The organism is Tigheibacillus halophilus (assembly GCF_042683165.1).
Classification (GTDB): Bacteria; Bacillota; Bacilli; order Bacillales; family Amphibacillaceae; genus Tigheibacillus; species Tigheibacillus halophilus.
This window is the reverse complement of the sequence record NZ_JBHUIZ010000014.1, coordinates 12,644-30,467: the sequence shown is the minus strand read 5'-3', so window position 1 is coordinate 30,467 and position 17,824 is coordinate 12,644. Positions and strand designations below refer to the sequence as shown.

General features: G+C 37.7%; 32 protein-coding genes and 2 pseudogenes. 28 read left to right on the top strand and 6 right to left on the bottom strand.

Features of this window, described 5'->3' with window-relative positions; all coding sequences use genetic code 11:
• The first annotated feature begins 66 nt into the window (after positions 1–66).
• The 4 genes from udk (at position 67) to mtnN (ending at position 2,737) form a co-directional block, all read left to right on the top strand.
• On the top strand, positions 67–699 hold the full coding sequence (gene udk, locus ACFSMW_RS14765) for a uridine kinase (RefSeq protein ID WP_390356916.1): 633 nt from the start codon (positions 67–69) through the stop codon (positions 697–699).
• Between the two features lie 149 nt (positions 700–848).
• Entirely contained in the window at positions 849–1,325 is a 477-nt protein-coding gene (greA, locus tag ACFSMW_RS14760) for a transcription elongation factor GreA (protein ID WP_390356914.1), read from the top strand.
• An 85-nt stretch (positions 1,326–1,410) separates the two neighbouring features.
• The gene (locus ACFSMW_RS14755) at positions 1,411–2,028 is read left to right on the top strand and encodes a YrrS family protein (protein ID WP_390356912.1); all 618 of its coding nucleotides are present in this window, start codon (positions 1,411–1,413) and stop codon (positions 2,026–2,028) included.
• 16 nt (positions 2,029–2,044) lie between these two features.
• On the top strand, positions 2,045–2,737 hold the full coding sequence (gene mtnN / locus ACFSMW_RS14750; RefSeq protein WP_390356910.1) for a 5'-methylthioadenosine/S-adenosylhomocysteine nucleosidase: 693 nt from the start codon (positions 2,045–2,047) through the stop codon (positions 2,735–2,737).
• Positions 2,738–3,185: 448 nt separating this feature from the next.
• Here mtnN and ACFSMW_RS14745 read toward each other — a convergent pair.
• From ACFSMW_RS14745 to ACFSMW_RS14720, 6 genes and pseudogenes are all read right to left on the bottom strand, one after another.
• Positions 3,186–3,590, bottom strand: a pseudogene (locus ACFSMW_RS14745) (sigma-70 family RNA polymerase sigma factor); the annotation flags it as partial.
• A 15-nt stretch (positions 3,591–3,605) separates the two neighbouring features.
• Entirely contained in the window at positions 3,606–4,115 is a 510-nt protein-coding gene (locus ACFSMW_RS14740; RefSeq protein ID WP_390356908.1) for an ImmA/IrrE family metallo-endopeptidase, read from the bottom strand.
• 91 nt (positions 4,116–4,206) lie between these two features.
• Positions 4,207–4,974 (bottom strand): DUF1829 domain-containing protein, encoded by a 768-nt coding sequence (locus tag ACFSMW_RS14735; protein WP_390356906.1) that lies wholly within the window; start codon positions 4,972–4,974, stop codon positions 4,207–4,209.
• A 20-nt stretch (positions 4,975–4,994) separates the two neighbouring features.
• Positions 4,995–5,477 (bottom strand): DUF6978 family protein, encoded by a 483-nt coding sequence (locus ACFSMW_RS14730; protein ID WP_390356905.1) that lies wholly within the window; start codon positions 5,475–5,477, stop codon positions 4,995–4,997.
• Positions 5,478–5,494: 17 nt separating this feature from the next.
• A complete protein-coding gene (locus tag ACFSMW_RS14725) occupies positions 5,495–6,415 on the bottom strand; it encodes an exonuclease domain-containing protein (protein ID WP_390356903.1) in 921 nt (306 codons plus the stop codon).
• Between the two features lie 146 nt (positions 6,416–6,561).
• Positions 6,562–6,987, bottom strand: coding sequence for a helix-turn-helix domain-containing protein (locus ACFSMW_RS14720; RefSeq protein WP_390356901.1), 426 nt, complete (start codon positions 6,985–6,987; stop codon positions 6,562–6,564).
• A 161-nt stretch (positions 6,988–7,148) separates the two neighbouring features.
• Between ACFSMW_RS14720 and ACFSMW_RS14715 the strand changes: the two genes are divergently transcribed.
• From ACFSMW_RS14715 to ACFSMW_RS14600, 24 genes and pseudogenes are all read left to right on the top strand, one after another.
• Positions 7,149–7,397 (top strand): helix-turn-helix transcriptional regulator, encoded by a 249-nt coding sequence (locus ACFSMW_RS14715; protein ID WP_390356899.1) that lies wholly within the window; start codon positions 7,149–7,151, stop codon positions 7,395–7,397.
• Between the two features lie 71 nt (positions 7,398–7,468).
• Entirely contained in the window at positions 7,469–7,627 is a 159-nt protein-coding gene (locus tag ACFSMW_RS14710; protein ID WP_390356897.1) for a hypothetical protein, read from the top strand.
• 67 nt (positions 7,628–7,694) lie between these two features.
• A complete protein-coding gene (locus tag ACFSMW_RS14705; RefSeq protein ID WP_390356895.1) occupies positions 7,695–7,979 on the top strand; it encodes a helix-turn-helix domain-containing protein in 285 nt (94 codons plus the stop codon).
• Positions 7,963–8,223 carry a hypothetical protein gene (locus ACFSMW_RS14700; RefSeq protein WP_390356893.1) on the top strand — a complete coding sequence of 87 codons (261 nt, stop codon included), beginning with the start codon at positions 7,963–7,965 and terminating at the stop codon, positions 8,221–8,223. Before ACFSMW_RS14705 ends, ACFSMW_RS14700 begins: the two co-directional genes overlap by 17 nt.
• Positions 8,224–8,326: 103 nt before the next feature.
• Positions 8,327–8,599, top strand: a complete 273-nt coding sequence (locus tag ACFSMW_RS14695) for a hypothetical protein (RefSeq protein WP_390356891.1) — start codon at positions 8,327–8,329, stop codon at positions 8,597–8,599.
• Between the two features lie 63 nt (positions 8,600–8,662).
• Entirely contained in the window at positions 8,663–8,893 is a 231-nt protein-coding gene (locus tag ACFSMW_RS14690; RefSeq protein WP_390356889.1) for a hypothetical protein, read from the top strand.
• Positions 8,890–9,705, top strand: a complete 816-nt coding sequence (locus ACFSMW_RS14685; RefSeq protein ID WP_390356887.1) for a DNA adenine methylase — start codon at positions 8,890–8,892, stop codon at positions 9,703–9,705. The genes ACFSMW_RS14690 and ACFSMW_RS14685 overlap by 4 nt, the downstream gene beginning before the upstream one ends.
• Before the next feature lie 34 nt (positions 9,706–9,739).
• Positions 9,740–9,913 carry a hypothetical protein gene (locus tag ACFSMW_RS14680; RefSeq protein WP_390356885.1) on the top strand — a complete coding sequence of 58 codons (174 nt, stop codon included), beginning with the start codon at positions 9,740–9,742 and terminating at the stop codon, positions 9,911–9,913.
• 26 nt (positions 9,914–9,939) lie between these two features.
• The gene (locus ACFSMW_RS14675; protein ID WP_390356884.1) at positions 9,940–10,128 is read left to right on the top strand and encodes a hypothetical protein; all 189 of its coding nucleotides are present in this window, start codon (positions 9,940–9,942) and stop codon (positions 10,126–10,128) included.
• Positions 10,125–10,922: a DNA replication protein DnaD gene (locus tag ACFSMW_RS14670; protein WP_390356882.1), complete on the top strand. Its 798-nt coding sequence runs from the start codon at positions 10,125–10,127 to the stop codon at positions 10,920–10,922. The genes ACFSMW_RS14675 and ACFSMW_RS14670 overlap by 4 nt, the downstream gene beginning before the upstream one ends.
• Positions 10,923–10,934: 12 nt before the next feature.
• Positions 10,935–11,747 carry an ATP-binding protein gene (locus ACFSMW_RS14665; RefSeq protein WP_390356881.1) on the top strand — a complete coding sequence of 271 codons (813 nt, stop codon included), beginning with the start codon at positions 10,935–10,937 and terminating at the stop codon, positions 11,745–11,747.
• A gap of 2 nt (positions 11,748–11,749) precedes the next feature.
• A complete protein-coding gene (locus ACFSMW_RS14660) occupies positions 11,750–11,917 on the top strand; it encodes a hypothetical protein (RefSeq protein WP_390356879.1) in 168 nt (55 codons plus the stop codon).
• Positions 11,914–12,165, top strand: a complete 252-nt coding sequence (locus ACFSMW_RS14655; protein ID WP_390356877.1) for a hypothetical protein — start codon at positions 11,914–11,916, stop codon at positions 12,163–12,165. Before ACFSMW_RS14660 ends, ACFSMW_RS14655 begins: the two co-directional genes overlap by 4 nt.
• A gap of 49 nt (positions 12,166–12,214) precedes the next feature.
• Entirely contained in the window at positions 12,215–12,901 is a 687-nt protein-coding gene (locus tag ACFSMW_RS14650) for a dUTP diphosphatase (protein WP_390356876.1), read from the top strand.
• A 120-nt stretch (positions 12,902–13,021) separates the two neighbouring features.
• Positions 13,022–13,180: a DUF3954 domain-containing protein gene (locus ACFSMW_RS14645; protein ID WP_390356874.1), complete on the top strand. Its 159-nt coding sequence runs from the start codon at positions 13,022–13,024 to the stop codon at positions 13,178–13,180.
• On the top strand, positions 13,180–13,605 hold the full coding sequence (locus ACFSMW_RS14640) for a hypothetical protein (RefSeq protein ID WP_390356872.1): 426 nt from the start codon (positions 13,180–13,182) through the stop codon (positions 13,603–13,605). Before ACFSMW_RS14645 ends, ACFSMW_RS14640 begins: the two co-directional genes overlap by 1 nt.
• Before the next feature lie 89 nt (positions 13,606–13,694).
• Positions 13,695–14,150, top strand: a complete 456-nt coding sequence (locus tag ACFSMW_RS14635; protein WP_390356870.1) for an ArpU family phage packaging/lysis transcriptional regulator — start codon at positions 13,695–13,697, stop codon at positions 14,148–14,150.
• Positions 14,147–14,689 (top strand): site-specific integrase, encoded by a 543-nt coding sequence (locus ACFSMW_RS14630; RefSeq protein WP_390356868.1) that lies wholly within the window; start codon positions 14,147–14,149, stop codon positions 14,687–14,689. Before ACFSMW_RS14635 ends, ACFSMW_RS14630 begins: the two co-directional genes overlap by 4 nt.
• 180 nt (positions 14,690–14,869) lie before the next feature.
• Positions 14,870–15,355, top strand: coding sequence for a hypothetical protein (locus tag ACFSMW_RS14625; protein WP_390356866.1), 486 nt, complete (start codon positions 14,870–14,872; stop codon positions 15,353–15,355).
• Positions 15,356–15,535: 180 nt separating this feature from the next.
• Positions 15,536–16,318, top strand: a complete 783-nt coding sequence (locus tag ACFSMW_RS14620) for a putative periplasmic lipoprotein (protein WP_390356864.1) — start codon at positions 15,536–15,538, stop codon at positions 16,316–16,318.
• Positions 16,319–16,385: 67 nt separating this feature from the next.
• Positions 16,386–16,820: a hypothetical protein gene (locus ACFSMW_RS14615; protein WP_390356862.1), complete on the top strand. Its 435-nt coding sequence runs from the start codon at positions 16,386–16,388 to the stop codon at positions 16,818–16,820.
• Positions 16,810–17,154 carry an HNH endonuclease gene (locus tag ACFSMW_RS14610; RefSeq protein WP_390356860.1) on the top strand — a complete coding sequence of 115 codons (345 nt, stop codon included), beginning with the start codon at positions 16,810–16,812 and terminating at the stop codon, positions 17,152–17,154. The genes ACFSMW_RS14615 and ACFSMW_RS14610 overlap by 11 nt, the downstream gene beginning before the upstream one ends.
• Before the next feature lie 157 nt (positions 17,155–17,311).
• Positions 17,312–17,470 (top strand): annotated as a pseudogene (locus ACFSMW_RS14605) (helix-turn-helix domain-containing protein); the annotation flags it as partial.
• Positions 17,471–17,497: 27 nt separating this feature from the next.
• A complete protein-coding gene (locus tag ACFSMW_RS14600; protein ID WP_390357269.1) occupies positions 17,498–17,824 on the top strand; it encodes a hypothetical protein in 327 nt (108 codons plus the stop codon).

The following is a 17,824-nucleotide window of genomic DNA, read 5'->3' as shown; positions in this document are numbered from 1 at the left end:
TTGCAGAAGGAATAATTCTGAAACAAATTCATATTTTTAAAATGAATGATGGAAGGGAATAACGAGATGCAAGGAAAACCTGTAGTTATCGGGGTTGCAGGAGGAAGTGGCAGTGGAAAAACATCTGTCACCAGATCCATCTGCCAGAAATTTTCCGATAAAACAATTTTGGTAATAGAACAAGATTATTATTACAAAGATCAAAGTCATCTTCCATTTGAAGAAAGATTGAATACCAATTATGATCACCCGCTGGCATTTGACAATGACTTGCTCATTCAGCATATTCATGAACTACTGGCAGGAAAACCGGTTTCAAAACCTGTTTATGATTATAAGATCCATACGAGATCAAAAAAAGTGATACCGATTGAGCCTAAAGAAGTAATCATTTTAGAAGGCATATTGATATTGGAAGATCCTAGACTTGTGGATCTAATGGATATCAAACTATTTGTGGATACAGATGCTGATTTACGTATTATCCGCAGAATGATGAGAGATATTAAAGAACGCGGCAGATCATTGGATTCTGTCATTGAGCAATACATCAACAGTGTAAGACCGATGCATCTGCAGTTTGTGGAGCCAACAAAGCGTTATGCAGATATTATCATCCCTGAGGGCGGCCAGAATCATGTCGCTATCGATTTGATGGCAACGAAAATAGAAACCATTCTGGCTAAAAATCGGAAATAGAAATGATTGCAAGTTTGCATGAAATCTGGCATAGTAACTTTGTAATTGCAATGCCATCACATTCCGAGCGCAATTGGTTTGCGGCTCGTTTTTATGTATCATGAATTAGTGATCAATGAAAGTTTAGGATAAAAAAAGGAGTGTTTTTCATGTCTACAGAGAAAAGTTACTATATGACTCAAGAGGGAAAAGAGAAATTAGAACAAGAATTATTGACATTGAAGACTGATAAGCGTCAGGAAGTTGTTGAAAGAATTAAAGTAGCCAGGGACTTCGGAGATTTATCCGAGAACTCCGAATATGATGCGGCTAAAGACGAGCAGGCATTTGTTGAGTCACGTATTGCTCAAATAGAAAAAATGATTCGTAACGCTGTCATCATCGAAAACGATGGGAATAATCCCAATGTGGTCGCTTTGGGTAAATCCGTCACTTTCCAGGAACTGCCAGACGGTGAAGAAGAAACGTACACTATTGTCGGTAGTGCAGAAGCAGATCCATTCGAAGGGAAAATTTCCAATGATTCACCAATGGCTAAAAATCTCATCGGGCAAGAGGTTGATGCAGAGGTTACTGTCAATACACCTGGCGGAGACATTGTCGTAAAAATTCTTAAAGTGGAGTAGGGAATATCCTAACGTATTAATGAATGTTGTAAAGTCCCTATATGCAAGATTTTTATGGTGATGTGGATAAGGAGATGTCGATTCTATGGACTCTAAAAGCCGCCTCGATAAATTTGAAAAACGCAGAAAAAACAAAAAACGAATTTCTCTTCTGCTTCTAATCGCAGGAGTACTTGTTGTTGTCTTGGCGGGCATTTGGCTGTTTGGTAATGGAAGTAATGAAGCATCAAATCAGCCTGCAGAAAATGAGAATATTAAAATAACCGAAGATGATGGCGACAATGGCCACGAAACGAATGACACAGAGCAGGCAGACAAAGATGATTCTGAAAAAGACAAGGAAGATAGTACTGACGATAAGGAAATAAACAAGAAAAAAGTGGAAACAGATGATAGTAATGTCGTAGAAGCTTATACTGCTGATTGGGACCCTGCGGGCACAGATCAGTCTGGACCGCACACCACCAACTATGACGATGGGTCAGAAGACAGGAAAGAGATCGCACACGCTGCGGCAGATGCAACAGGTTTGGACGAAAATGATCTAACGACCTATTGGGTTGGAAATGCAGGGGATCAGAATGTTACTACGACTATCTATAATAGTGATCAGTCAGAAATTTACCGGGTAGCTTTATCCTGGGTAGAGAATAAAGGCTGGCAAGTGACCAAAGTAGAGAAATTGAAAGAACCGGCGCATTAATGCAAGGAGGAGCACCATGGGTACAATTGGTATTATTGGAGCAATGGACGAAGAAGTCGAATTGCTGTTAAATAAAATGAAAGATAAAAACGAAATTACAGTTGCCGGTACCTTGTTTATTACAGGAAATCTGGAGAATAGAGACGTTGTACTGTTGAAATCAGGTATTGGTAAAGTGAATGCAGCAATGGCTACAACCATCATGCACGAAAGGTTCGCTCCTTCATGCGTGATCAATACTGGATCTGCAGGAGGCTTTGCTCAAGATTTGAATGTGGGAGATATTGTCGTTTCTAATCAAGTGGTCCACCATGATGTGGATGTGACAGCATTCGATTACGCCTATGGTCAAGTCCCTGGTATGCCGCCGATGTTTGCATCTGATCCCAAGCTGATTAGTCTGACGGTGGAAGCGGCTAAAAATTTCAATGTGCATGTGAGACAGGGAAGTATCGCCACCGGTGATTCTTTTATGTCTGATACGGAACGAGTCGCTTTTGTTAAAAATAAGTTTCCTGGTCTGTTAGCTGCCGAGATGGAAGCAGCGGCCATTGCCCAGGTTTGTTATCAATACAAGTGTCCTTTTATCGTTATCAGAGCTTTATCTGATATTGCTGGTAAAGATTCTTCAGTCTCATTTGACTTATTTTTAAATCAAGCAGCAAAGCATGCGGCATTATTGATAATTGGAGTGGTTCGGCACTTGTAAGAATCAATTTAACAATGGGTGGCATTTTCATCCATAAATTACCTTCCTTTGAAACCGGAAATCTATGATATGATGTCCATAAAGGGAGGTATTCTTATCGATAAACAACTTGAGTACTTCACCAATAAGGCGAAAGATTACAGGATTTTGCTTGTTGTTTATGCTATTGTCGGGGGATATTTGTACCTTGGAGGGGTAAACGACACTTTTATAGCAATTAATCCTGACGGACCGATATTACTTTTAGCATCTTTACTAATAGTGGTTATGTCAGGAATATTTGGTATGAATATTTATATACTTGAAAAACAAATAAAAAGAATGAGATCAAAGTGATTTTGGCGCCACAATTTTTAGCAGCAAGAAAAGTTTACTTTTACACTTTTCTTGCTGCATTGCTTTCGATTCCTATTTGACTTTTATTTGATGGGTTCTGAGTTCTGACCTGTCATTTTCTTCGTTCATTTCTATAATATTCATGAAATACCTTCATCAGAGCTCTTTTTTCGATGCGCGATACATAACTTCTGGAAATGTTGAGCCGTTTAGCGATTTCCCGCTGTGTAAGCTCTTTTTTCCCATTCAACCCATATCGATAAATGATGACCTCCTTTTCACGTTTATCGAGAATGGTAAAGTAATCCTGCATTTTAGCGATTTCCATGTTCAGTTGTATATAGTCAATCACATTTTCGTTTTCGGCCTCCAGAATGTCAATGAGGCTGATTTCATTTCCCTCTTTATCCTGCCCAATAGGATCGTGGAGGGAGATATCTTTTTTCACCTTTTTTAATGCTCGCAGATGCATAAGAATTTCATTCTCAAAGTCTATAGGGTACTGCGTGCCTTTCCCTTTTCTAACGGGGTTTTACGCCCAATTATACATAGCTTTTTGTTCCGCAACAATCATTTGATTAGAAAGCAAATTCCTTTTAATTTGTTCCATTCGTTTTTTACAAAGTCCTTCTGTTACTTTAAAATCGTATGCCAGGTCTTGAATAAGATAAGGATTTTCAAAATCATATTTCGTCACCATGGAATAGGGAAGGGCAGCATACATGACGAATCGGTTTGCATCCCACTCCTGAAGTTCCCGAAAAGCCTCCGGCAACATCGATTGATGACCTGCATGCCGAAGAATATGGCATAGTTCATGAAAGAACTGTTCGCGCTGTTCTTCAAGAGAAACACGCTTATCAACCACGATGCACTTAAATCTGCCAAATATATCGTATCTGGCGGGCATTTCCCTGTAATGAATATAAATATGATGCCATCGTGCAATTCGCGTTAAATTGATGTCCTGTGGCGTTTTTATGTGTTGGTGTGAATAATTGGTTGTGATCCAGTCCTCCAATGCTGTTGCAGTATAAGTCATGTTTAATAATATCCCTTCCTATAAAGAATGTATGTTCTGTTTGTTTGCGTATAGAAAGGTGCACATAAAGATGTACACCTTATAGTAGATTTTAACTGGATTTTAATTTTTGTACCCAGCTATTTCTTTGAGACCATGGTAAAACATCGACTCCATAATTTTCTAATGGCTCACTAAACTTTTTTGAAATGCTTATGTTCGAATCATTAGCTAGGACTATAAACTCGTGATCATTCATAGTTTCAGTTACATCAACAAATGCCAGAAGTGGATCCTTATAAGAATCAGCTGAAGGTGTATTTATCGCCTTTATTAGTTTCGGCTTGGTTTTCCTTGACTTTGGTAATGAAAAGTCAAAGGTGTTATTTCTTCCCGTTTTTCCGATAAAGCTTGGAAACTCATTAAAAAACACATCGTTATCCAAAAAGAAATTTGAAATATCCTCGGTAAAGAAACTAATTACTTTATTTCTTGAAGTCAATAACATATCAGATACTCTTAGCATGCATTGAATCAACCTTTGCTGCATTTCGGGATATTGGTTAATGGTATTGAAATTCAAGTACAGTTCAGATGTATTTTCATCATAATTTACACCGAATATTTTTAAAGTAGAAGCAAAAAAATGTTTCCTTTTCTTCGAACCTTTAATATCCACATTTAAGCTTGATAATTCATCCATAATAAATCCATCATCCGATATCTTAAAACCGTTACCTGTTTTAGTGAAAAACAAACTAATATAGTCATGGTGTAAATCTACAAAAGGGGTGGTGATTTCAACAAAGTCCTCATTTTCCTCTAACTTTATTTTTTGTTGAGTCCATTCCAAATATTCCTTTTTTAATTGCTCAATCATAATTCACACCCCTTTATGTGTTAAAAAATTGAACCCTGATAATTAATTGTATATTCATTAATGTTCCCTACATTACATCTTTCTAAAAATGAACATAATACTTTTCCAAGATCGTTCAACTCTTTATCTGTTAATACTATTTTAGCATATGTATCATTTAATGGATAGGCGATACTTGTGCCATAATCAGGATGAGCAATATGTAGATGGGGACAAGGAATATCCATATCAGCATAAGGAAAATCACCAGCCGGATTTTTATGGGTCCTACCTATTATATCCAATCTTAGTAGTGGAAAATCTTTGTTTTGTTGTTCTCTTAATTGAAAGGTACATTTTGGTTTTTTGTATCCACTTCTATTTAAATCAACAAAAAAGAGATAACTACTACTTTTTAATTCGATTTTATCTTTTTGTCCCACACCAGGTATGTTTATTATTTTATTCGTTTCGATAATACTCTTTAAAGAATTTATTAATTCTTGAATCTGTCCAAAATCCACAAAAAACCCTCACTTTTTTAAAGCATATTTAAAAAATCATCTTCAGCGATTATCTCTATATCAATGCCTTCATGTGCGTATTTTTCTGCTTTGATCATTTTGCTGCTTTTGGTAGTACCTTCCTTAAGCTTTGTGAGATCCTGTATGCCAACTACCAAAAAATTTGTATTCATTGTTACTCCATTCATACACAGTCCGCCTATATCTACAACTTTTTGCATGGCAGCTTTCCTATTCATGGATTTTAATGTTCCTGTGAATACAAAAGATTTATCGTAAAAAGGATGATCTGTATCAAATTCAGTATTTGTCGTGGTGATGCTTTGTGCATTAACTTTTTTCTTTTTACGGGTGGAGCTAAATGGCCGGTATGTATTATCAGAGCACAAATTACCTAATCGATAATCATGATGGGCAATTGTTTCTTCTAAACTATCAAAATCAGAATCCGATATGCATTGATTAAACAAATCAGCTGCAGCCTTTGCATCACTAAGCGCATGGTGGTGGTCAAATTGTTCTAAACCGTGATGTTTTATTAAATAATCTAAGCGATAACTAGGCAGCCCTGAATATATTCTTTTTGAAAGAAGATAACTACAGACATAATTCAGCGCGGGGAATTGTAGAGCGTTTTCATTCAAACAGTGCCTAAGCACACTCATATCAAATGAGGCATTGTGTGCTACGACCAAGTTGTTGTTAAGAAATGTTTCCAGTTCGGGCCAGATTTCATCAAAGGTGGGTTCATTTTCAACCATTTCTGGAGTTATGCCGTGAATGTCCATGCAAAAATAATCAAATTCGTCTTTCGGGTTAATTAAGCTATAATATTCATTCACTACCCTCTCATTTCGTAATTCCACTAGTCCCACTGAACAAGCGCTGGAACGGTTCCATGAATTGGCTAATTCAAAGTCGATTGCGATAAAATGCATGTTTAATCCCTCCTATGTTTTTAGCATTAGAATAATTAGGAATATAGTCCTGCTTGCTATGTAAAGAAATGGCACTACAATTTTGAGTGCCGTGAGATGCGTTTGTTAATACCTGTTAACTACTTTTTTAAAATAATTTAATCCATTTAGCTTTTTTTAAATCCTCCCTTGTTCTTGAGAGGATTATCTTTGTTTTCCTTCTCAGCCTGTTCCGTCAAAAACTTAAAGTAGCTATCTAACTGCTTAACCCCCTCTGGGCCCATTGCTTTCCATTTCTCGATATCAAAGAAGCCTGATTGATCTATGTTGTATTTTTTAAGAAGTTGATTAATTTCATCTATAGCATTAAAAGAATTATCTGTTTTTGTGCTTGGGACATCCGTATTACCAAGAAGATAATCTGTAGTTACTTTAAAAAAAGAGGATAGTTTTATTAAAGTATCATGATCAGGTTCACTTTTTCCATCTTCGTATTTACCGTACCCTTGTCTTGATATACCAAGGAAATCAGCCATTGCTTGTTGAGTTAATTTCTTTTCTATTCTTAAATATTTTAGTCTTTTCGAGAACATATTTTATCTCCTCGCTTTTATATAAATATAATTATAGCAACAAAATGTTTCTTTTTCTCTTATGGAAACTAAAAGTGGCAAATATTTGTTGACAGAAACTAAAAGTTACGTATAATGATAATTAGATGGTAACTAAAAGTTGCTTAAAGGTGGTGATTGTAATGAATAAGATTCAATTAAAAGAAATACTGGTAAATGCTAGAAAAGATAAGAACCTTACTCAAAATCAAGTTGCTTTATGTACTGATAAAGATATATCCCGTCAATATTATGGGATGATAGAAAATGGAGAAAGACGACCGTCTGTAGAAGTAGCAAAAGCAATTTCCGTTGTCTTAGATATTCCATGGACTATTTTTTTTGAAGTTAATTGCAACCAAGAGTTGCAAACAACAAATAAAATTATTTAAAAATGTTAACTCAATTTTACTTACATTTAATTATCTTTAACATTCCAATTTGGAATATGGGGGAGGAGAACATGAAAAAAGTAAACGTTACCCTCATCAAGGGGCCGAATTTTGAACAGGTAGAAAAGATGGCCTACGGATTGCTGCACGACATTTTACTAGAAAAGGCCATGGAGCAAGATGGTCAAAAGGCATCTAACCAAATCCCGAAAAAAGTAGCGAACGATTGATTATGTAATGGGAAAGTCTCACATATATTTTTAACATCATCTCCCATAAACGAAGGGAGGTGCACTGGTGAAAGTCGGAGCGATTTTGAAGGCATGCAGAATGAGAAGTGGGTTAAGTCAGGAGGAACTGGCACACCGATTATTTGTCAATCAATCGGATATAAGCAAATTTGAAAGCGATGTGAAAGAGCCGTCAATTTCAATATTTCAACAATGGATGATGAATACACAAGCACAGGAGGTAATGGTGGCATTCTTTTGCGGCATCGATGGTATCAGCATCATGCAAAATATCACACAGCTTGTAGCTGGAACAATTGTAGGGGGAATATTTCATGTTCTTGGCATCTGATCAAGAAAAGGCAGATAGAGAAATGGATTGCTATGGATACTGTTTAAAAATCGCTATCGAGCATTATATGCGTGGTGATTTCGCAAAGGCTGCAGCATATCACGAAAACATCATTCGGTCATTACGTGAGCTGGAAAATATGGTCCGGTGGAAGCAAATGCATGTTGAAGCCATGGAGTTGTTGAATCAAATGGAAATAAAGCAGCAACAGTCACTGGCTGAACGATTGGAGATGGGAATGTGATAAATCATATTGTGGAATCGGAATGGACCTATTACATCTTGTTTGCATCAAGCCTAGCATTTTTATGTGTCACATTGATTATAAGCTGAAAGGAGGAATTGGGATGGAATTACCAATGTACATCGTTGAAATGTTGGAAGAAAACCTCAAATTGATGGAAAAAGAGAAAAAAATCATGTCAGAGGTCAGTAAAAAGTATGGTGCAGAATACCACGATGAATCCGTAAAGGATGAGACTTACGAGGAAAAAATAATATCAGCATTGAGTACTGCTATCATCTTTCATGAGATGGAGATGAAAAAGTATATAAATAAATACGGAAAAATTTTGGGCGAAAATAAAACCCACTGCGCCAACAGTGAGTCCGGAAAGTAATTTATCTTATAGACAGTCTACCATAATTTGATGGTGACTGTCTATGAAATACAGGTGATAGTCATGGAACAAACAAATATTTACGATTTTTTAGTGGATATGGATCCAGTGCTTTCCAAAATAAAGAACCTGGCCAAAGGACAAGCGTTTGTGCTTGAACAAATAAGAATATCGTTGAATCCGTTTGGTTTGTACGAAGTGGAGTCTGCCGATTTTCATCAGCAATTTGTTGATTGTCAAAAGTGTTATCAATTTGTTTGTAAAGTAACTGTGCAAAGGGGTGAGGAAAAATGAAGATTCCAAGAATATTACATTATCCTGGAAGTAAATGGAGTATGGCTAAATGGATTATTAATCACATGCCAGAACATAAAACGTATTTGGAACCATTTTTTGGATCCGGAGCAGTGTTTTTTAATAAAGGTAAATCACCCATTGAGACAATAAATGATTTGGATAGCAATGTGGTGAATCTTTTCAAGGTTATTCGCGACTGGCCCGAAGAGTTAGCGAGACAAATAAAATTCACTCCACTATCGAGAGAAGAATACTACGATTCGTATAGGGGTCCGGATCCAAAGGAAAATGACCTTGAACAGTCTAGACGTTTTCTGGTGCGTTGTTGGCAGGCTATTGGAGCAAAGACTAGTGATAGAACGGGATGGCGCAGTCTTATTGCTTCGAACGGACCGGATACAGCAAAAGATTGGGACAGACTCCCAACAAAAATATTGCAAGTGGCTGAAAGGTTGAAGCAAGCACAGATTGAGAACCAACCAGCTGGAAAATTGATTGAACGATACAAGCGGTCAGATGTACTGATATATGCTGATCCACCTTACATCTTGGAAACACGTACAAAGCGCCATTACAAGCATGAAATGAGTATGGATGACCACATAGGTTTATTAAAACAATTGGATGAGCATCCAGGCCCAGTATTATTGTCTGGCTATGATCATGAGTTGTATAACGAGATTCTGATGGGATGGCATAAAGAGTATTTAACCGTTCTAGCCGAGGCAGGAGCGAAAAGACAAGAAGTTCTATGGATTAATCCGGTTGCTGCTAAACATGGGTATTTTCAAGAATCATTATTTAGTTAAGACCCAACAGAATATAGCAAAGGATGTGAGAGAAATGAGGGTTTATGAAGCACAGGAGCACATCATGATCAATCACATCAAAGAGCAATTAAATCAGTTAGGTTATGTAGATACAGAAAACAAGTCCAAGAGGGAACTTACGCATAAACTAGCCGTCTTGAGGGCGACGGTTGTTAAGGTGGGCAATCCTGCTAATAAGTGGTTCTAAGTCATTTTTACAAGGATGGGGATAAGATGCGAGAGACGATACAGGAGCAATATAACGTTTTACTGCCGAAATGGGTTTTTAAACCTGAAAATGAAAAAGAGCAGACTTCCCTTGCTATGTATTATATGCAGAGTTATCCCCACTATGACGTACTTTTCATTAAGAATGGATTTGCAATGTGCGTGCGAAGACAAACGGAGGTGGGGACAAAGTGAACGGATGGATTAAACTGCATCGGGAAATCATGGATAAACCAATTTGGACAGAGTCCACTCCAGAACAAAAAACCATTTTGATCACTCTTTTGGTCATGGCCAATCACAGAGAAAAAGAATGGGAATGGCAAGGAGAAAAATTTAAAACAGAACCCGGACAATTTGTTACAAGCTTGGAAAAAATCGCACAAAAATGTGGTCGGGGAATAACTATACAGAATATTCGTACCGCCCTTAAGCGCTTTGAACGGTACGGTTTCCTAACAAACAAATCAACAAACAGAAATAGACTTGTAAGCATCGTCAATTGGGAGATTTATCAGTCACTAGATGAAGAAGATAACAAGCCATCTGGCAGGCAACTAACAAGCAACCAACAAGCAACTAACAAGCAGCTAACAACTAACAAGAATGTAAAGAATTTAAGAACTAAAGAAGTAAAAGATATACGTCGCAAACGCGTTTACGACGAGACCTCCAATTTTTATCAGCTGGCTGTCTTTTTCTTTGAACAAATCAAAAGCAACAACCCGGATCATAAACTACCAAACTATCAGGTATGGGCTGATGATGTACGAAAAATGGTGGAATTGGATAAGCGTACAGAGGACCAAATCAAGTATCTCATGCAATGGGTACAGCAAGATGATTTTGAAATGGCAAATGTCTTGTCGCCAGCTAAGCTACGGAAACGGTTTGATAATTTAGTGATGAAGGTTAAGCAGCAGAAAAAGCAACAGCCATTGCCAGACAATGTTACACCAATCAAGAAAAAATATAACTATGGATTTTAGGGAGGAAGCAATATGCAGTCATTATCCGACAGCAAGGGCATTATTCGTCCACGGCAAAGACTCATCAAAACATTCGTGTGCAAAGGATGCGGTAAAAGCGTGGAGCAGAAAGAAATGGTCATTCCCATGGGTCCGAGGAAAGGCGAAATAATCATCGCAAACCTTGGCTGCAAGTGTGAAGACATTCGCTTGGTTGAACAGGCCATCCGGCAGGGCAAGAAAAATAAAATGCGGAAGATTGAACGCATTTTCAGGAATAACTCCATGATGAATAAGTCACTGGAAAAAGCGAATTTTTCTACCTACAATCCAACGACTCCTGATTTGGAACGGGCGAAAGGCAAATTATTGGAATATGCCAACACATTTGATGTCAATGAGTCAGGAAATATCCTGTTGGTTGGTAATTATGGTACGGGAAAAAGCCACCTTGCTATATCAGTTTCCAAGGCACTGATGGAGAAAAAGTTCACGTCACTATTTTTATCCGTTCCGAAGCTACTGACAAAGATTAAACATACATACAGTGCAGCAAGTCAGTTTAGTGAAGCAGATATTCTTGAACTTATCGGCATGGTAGATTTATTCGTGCTTGATGATCTTGGCGCCGAATACATCAACATGAAGAACAGTACGGATAATTGGGCGCATACCAAGCTTTTCGAAGTGTTGGACAATCGGGCAGGCAAACCGACCATCTTCACATCCAACCTGAATAGCGAGCAGTTGGAGATTAAAATGAACGAACGTAATTTCTCTCGGATCCTAGACGATACCGAAATTATTCAGATGAACGGTCCAGATTACCGCAGGAAGGAGTTTTAGACATGTGCAAAACTTGTCATGGTGAAGGTGGATTGACAGTGCAGCAGTCATGGGGCGTGGAATTTGTACCCTGTCCGGATAGTCACTGCGGTTTTGATAAAGTAAAGGCTTGGCAGGAAACGTTAGCCACTTTGGATAGGCTGATGGCGAAAGTGAAGGTGACAGCATGAACACGCTGACTTACCTTCCAACCAGTTTAACCAGTAACTTCGAAGATAACATCATTTTGATGGAAGATGTGGAATTCACGATGTCGAAAGAACAGCTGAAGCAAATAACGATGCTACACAACGAAGGATGGCATTTTAAGAAAATCGCTAATGAAGTTAAGCGGGATCCGTTCGAAGTGATCATTGCTCTTTTGCACCAAGTTAGGCATAGGAAGGAAATGCGCCCGTTTGCATGGGTGGAAAAATGAATCAATATGTTGATTGGTTATCAGAAAAAATGGAGGAGTTGCAAAGAATATGAATCTATCAAAGCTATTTCAAATCCAATCAGAACTGGACAAGCGCATTTTAAAGGAACACGGACTAGAGGGTCAGGACTTGTTAGATAAAAAGATTCTGGCTTTACAGGTGGAATTAGGTGAGTTGGCTAATGAGTGGCGGGGGTTTAAGTTTTGGAGTAAGAACCAGAAGCCGAAGAGAGTTATTCATACCACGGCAGGAGCAAATCAAGAAAACGCAGCTTACTTCCAATGTTCTAATGATGAGTGCGGTTTATACCTTACACACGAGGACTTTGTAAACGCATTTGATGAACCAAACTATGAAGATTGCCCTAAATGTGAAGTGGGATATGTTTATTCTTTTAAGGAAAAGAACCCACTCCTAGAAGAATACGTCGATTGTCTGCATTTTATTTTGTCGATTGGGTTGGAGTTGCAAGCAACGGAAATAATCATTGATAGCGATTATACAGAAGAAAATACAGTGAAAACATTCATGAAAATATACGATCTTATATCAATAATTTTGATGGATGTAGAAACAGATACTTTTAGATCGCACATCAGACCAGATTATGAAGAATTATTTAATACCTTCGTCGGTTTAGGTGAGAAATATCTTGGCTTCACGTGGGAGCAAATCGAACAAGCCTACCTAGATAAAAATAAAATCAACCACAACAGGCAAGCGAATGGATATTAACACATTATATAAACGATGCGAAGGACAAACGCTTGCTGTCACCGGGCATCTTAACAGCAATGAATTGAAGAAAATGTGAGATGAGGGTTTTCGGTTTCGAAATAAGGAAGGGGCGGTCAATTGGAAAAAGAAAACGGGGTCTACATCATCCAAGATGGGAAAGAAATCAGAATCATACCGAAAAACTTTGGCCACGACACGCTAATTTGGAAAAATGGTAGGGTACTGGATGTGGAAAGCAGCAGAAGGGTCAGAGTTAATGAACAGGAGGAGATATGATGGATAAAAATCTTCCGGACAAAATCATTGGCCTTGACCAAGTCAGGATCAATCGAGGACTTGAAAAAATCTGTAAATGCGAAAAACGTAAATTCATGATAGATACGAAGAATCGTCGTGTTACTTGTCGAAGCTGTGGCGCTGTTCTGGATCCATATGATGCCTTGTATGAATTGGCATATGCAGACGAAGAGCGCAACAGACAGATTGAACAGTTTTTTGAGCAGAAAAAACAGATAGCCAATTATAAGCCATGGCTGGTTGTTATTAAGAAGCTGGAAAAGCAGTACAGAGGGCGCAAGATGATTCCTAATTGTCCAAGATGTAGTGAACCGTTCTATCTTGAAGAGTTGGTTCAATGGACTGGAAAGCCATATGCAGATGCCAGGATTAAGAAATGGCGGGAACAAGCTGAAACAGATTAATATATAAGTCCTTACGGAAGAACCGACGGACACCAGATAGCAATAGTGCTATTTGGTGTCCTTTTATATTATAAAAAGGGGTGTCGCTAGTGCAGCAACAGTTGACGTTTAAATTACCGGAAATTGATCGTGATGCGACAAGGTCAGAAGTCGAAAAGATGATGGAGCAATACAAAATATCTTTGCTGATGGATCCAGAAGATGAACAACCGAAGATTACATCCGCATTCAGATTGGTGCCAGCAGGACCAAATAATCAATTCCAATCCACCACAGAAGATGTTGCTGTCAAACGATTGGAAATGGAACGCAAGAGAAAAGAAATCATATCCAAGATACAGAAGGCAGTCAACCGGTTAAACTTTCAGGAGCGTTCTGTCATTATTAAACGGTATCTTACAGAGGACGATGTGTATGATTATGAGGTCTATAATGAACTGGGATTCAGCGAACGAAAATATTACCGTATCAAGTCCAGGGCATTCTACAAGCTGGCTTTTATCTTGCGCATTGAAGTATATAAGCAAGAAGGTGAAGTAAGTTGAATTTTGTGCAACCTATTCGGGATCCTGAAGTTATTCGGGAAGTGAAACGGTACCTGAAAGAACAGAATGAACGTAACTACATGTTATTCGTCACCGGCATTAATTCCGGTTTACGTATATCGGACATACTGCCTTTACGAGTATCAGATGCCAAGAAATCATATTTTAAAATTACCGAGATGAAGACAGGTAAAGATAAGTACCTGGACATGACGCCACAGCTGCAAAAGGAATTAAAGAAGTACATTATTGACAAGGAGGACCATGAATTCCTCTTTAAAAGCAGGGAGGGTATCAATAAGCCCATTGGCAGAAGCATGGCATATAAAATACTGCGTAATGCTGCCAATCATGTTAATTTAATCGATATCGGCACCCACACACTCAGAAAGACGTTTGGTTATCATCTGTATAAGCAAACAGGAGATGTGGCATTGCTGCAGAAGATATTGAACCATTCAGACCCAGCATTCACTTTGAGATACATCGGTATTGATCAAGACGCAATGAATAATGCAATGAAAGGTTTCAGGATATAGGCTCATCCATTCGAGTGGAAGGGCCTTTATTTTTGTCCTTTTTACATATCAGTTATCCACAATAAATGAACGTGTAACTCATTTTGATAAAGTGTGGTAGAATTAGTTGTGTCAAGGTGTTGAGGGATTGGGTAAGTTCAACACAATATAAGATATGGGTAATTAGCGAGGTAGGTTAGGATGAACAAAAATTATAATGAACAAGATAACATGATTAACGGACTAGCTCTTGGAATAACTTTTGTAATTGTATCGGGGTTTCTATATTATTACCCTAGTTTCTTATATTTTGAGGTTGCATCTTATATAACCGGAGCTTCACTTGGTATCATTGGGTTAGTAGGAATGCTTAGTGAAATAGGAAAAATGATAGACAAACAATATAAAGATGCCCTGAGAGATGTAAGCTCAGCAGTTGCGTTAGGTATTATTGTTTTTGTTCTTTATTATTACTTTTCAAATAGAATAGTAAATATAATAATTTTGATTCTATCTATAGCGCTCATGTTTGGTTTCTTACGTGGCGTGCTTAGAATTTTTTACATAATTATTAATCAGCAAAACTTGAGAAATTCCTTTATCAGGCTCTCAATTTTTATTTTAAATCTCATGATTTTCACGCTGACCATACTTCAAATCCTTCAAATCATCAAGATAATTAAATAGTGGCAGATAAATGGCAGAATGAAAGCAGAGCAATTCCAACAATAAACGATATTATGGTAGTAAGACATAAAACTTTCCCTCCTATAAAATAGGGCATCCGCAATCGGTGGATGCCTTGTTGCACATTATTGCTAGGTTAGGCATAATTAACCTATACATAAACGTATGGGGGTTGAGGGAATGAAGAAGCTTTTAGTTTTATTAGCAATAGTATTTTTACTAACAGCATGTGGAAGCAAGAACTTATTAAGCGAGGACTTTAAAAAAGATACCGATCAAGTTCTCCCTATTATTGAATCAGTACATGAAAAACAAAACAATTTTACTAAAAAGGAAACAAACTTGCTTGATAGTTTTATTAGTAAATATGAATTGGGTCAATACTATGATACTAAAGATGAAAAATATCATAAGATGAATGATGCGGAAAAAGCAATATTTTATCAGATTATGGGTATGAGAAACTTCGCTGTTAAAACAGAAGATGAAAAAGAAAAAGCAATATTGGCAAGTGAAGAAGATTTATACCCTGATAAGTATAAAGAATCAAAAGAAAAACTTGATAAATTGATGAAAACTAAAAGCCTGGATGATTTACCATCAGAATATAAAGGTAAGTATCCAACATATGAGCGTCATAAAGGTCTGTATCCAAAACAATTCAAGAAAGATATGGATGAACTAATTAGGCTATACGATCCAATAATCAATGAAGACGAAACAGATGTTACCGATAAAGAATGGGATCCGCTGGAGAGTTTTTTAAAACAGTACGGTGGAGATGATGCCGAGTATCCGTTTGATTACAAGCAAAACGGTAAATACTTCTTAACCAATAGCTTCATGGATAGGGCGATTAAAACGTTTAACAGCTTGAAATCAGATATAGATGATGGGCACATTGATGCAGATACTATTGATGGATTTAATTCAGTTAAAGAAAATGCCGAAACATTTGATTAAGTTTCATACATAAAGACATCTCAATGAGGTGTCTTTTTATTATGCATAAAAGGAGGAGATGGGTATTTTGGGAAAAAAACGTATTGAACGGATTGTACACGGGTGCGCTAAATGCAATGCAGAATTTATTATCAGTAAAACAGATTGCATAGATGGAATGAACTGTCCAAGGTGTGGAGGTTATTTGATTAGTATGGGCGTTGAAACTGTCAGAGCATATTCGGATGATGAGATAGCTATAATTTATGCAATGGATAAAGTTGATACGATGACAAAACAGCAACCACCTCTACTCACTATCGAGCTGCAGGATGAAACATCTGCACCGAAAGTATTCTACAAAGGTGAAGAGATCCATTTGAAAACAAACGTTACGTTTGATTGGGAAACCGATACAGATACGTTTGGAGGTTTGTCTTATGCCATTGAGCATTATGTAAAAGAGAATGGTTGTCCAACAAGAAACCGTATTGAACGCAGGGTGAAAGGTCATGCCACTTGAATACAAAACAGAACAACAGAAGAAAGCATTCTACAACTCTGGTGCTTGGAAGAAGTTAAGACTGGATGCATTAGAACGAGATAACTACGAGTGCCAGCATTGCAAGGCAGATGGCAAGGTTACTGTTGATTCCGTCAAAGAAGAAGGTAAGCGCAAAGAGATTGTATTAAACGTGGATCATAAGTATCCGATTGAGTTTTACCCTAAGCTTGCACTTGTCTTGGACAACCTGCAGACACTATGCATTAATCATCACAATATCAAAGAAGGTAGGACCATGGACAAGATCAGGCCAAAATCGAAAAAGAAAAAGTGGGATGATGAATGGTGGTAGACCCCCCGGCGATAAACTTTTGCCTTTTTTATTCATCGGGAGACCGGTGCGTGGGGTCAACTCCGCAGATGCATCAAAATATTTTACCCCTCCCCTCCCCGGTAGGTCGTACAGAAAGTAGGTGATTAATTTGGATAAGCAAAAAGTTGGTTTTCGGATGCGTGAAAAACGAAAAGAGAAAAAGCTTACACAAGCTGAATTTGCTAGGACGGCAGGTATATCAACAAATTATTATGCAAGTCTGGAACAAGGAAAAAATTCTCCTAGTTTAGACGTGTTGGCAAGAATTGCAAAAGCGTTTGATGTATCTGTGCTTTATTTGTTAAACGACAGAATTGACGACATGGAAAGTCGAGTAGAAACAGAAGCAAAAAGGTTGAGGAATCTTTTCAAAAGCATCCCACAAAACCAATTGGATGTTGCGGAAGGATTAATCACACAAGCTGCACGGCTTAGAATCTTACTCGATGATAACTGGAAAGATATCTTGGAAAACGGGGAGTATGAGAAATTTAAACAAAGTGAGAATCAAGTGCCATATGACCGTAAACGACCGATCGTTGAGAATTATGACAATCGAGATAAAACCTATCAGTCAATTATCAAACAACTAACCGATTTATTGCCACGAGCCAAACCGGATAGGAAATCGAAGTTATTAGGTCGATAG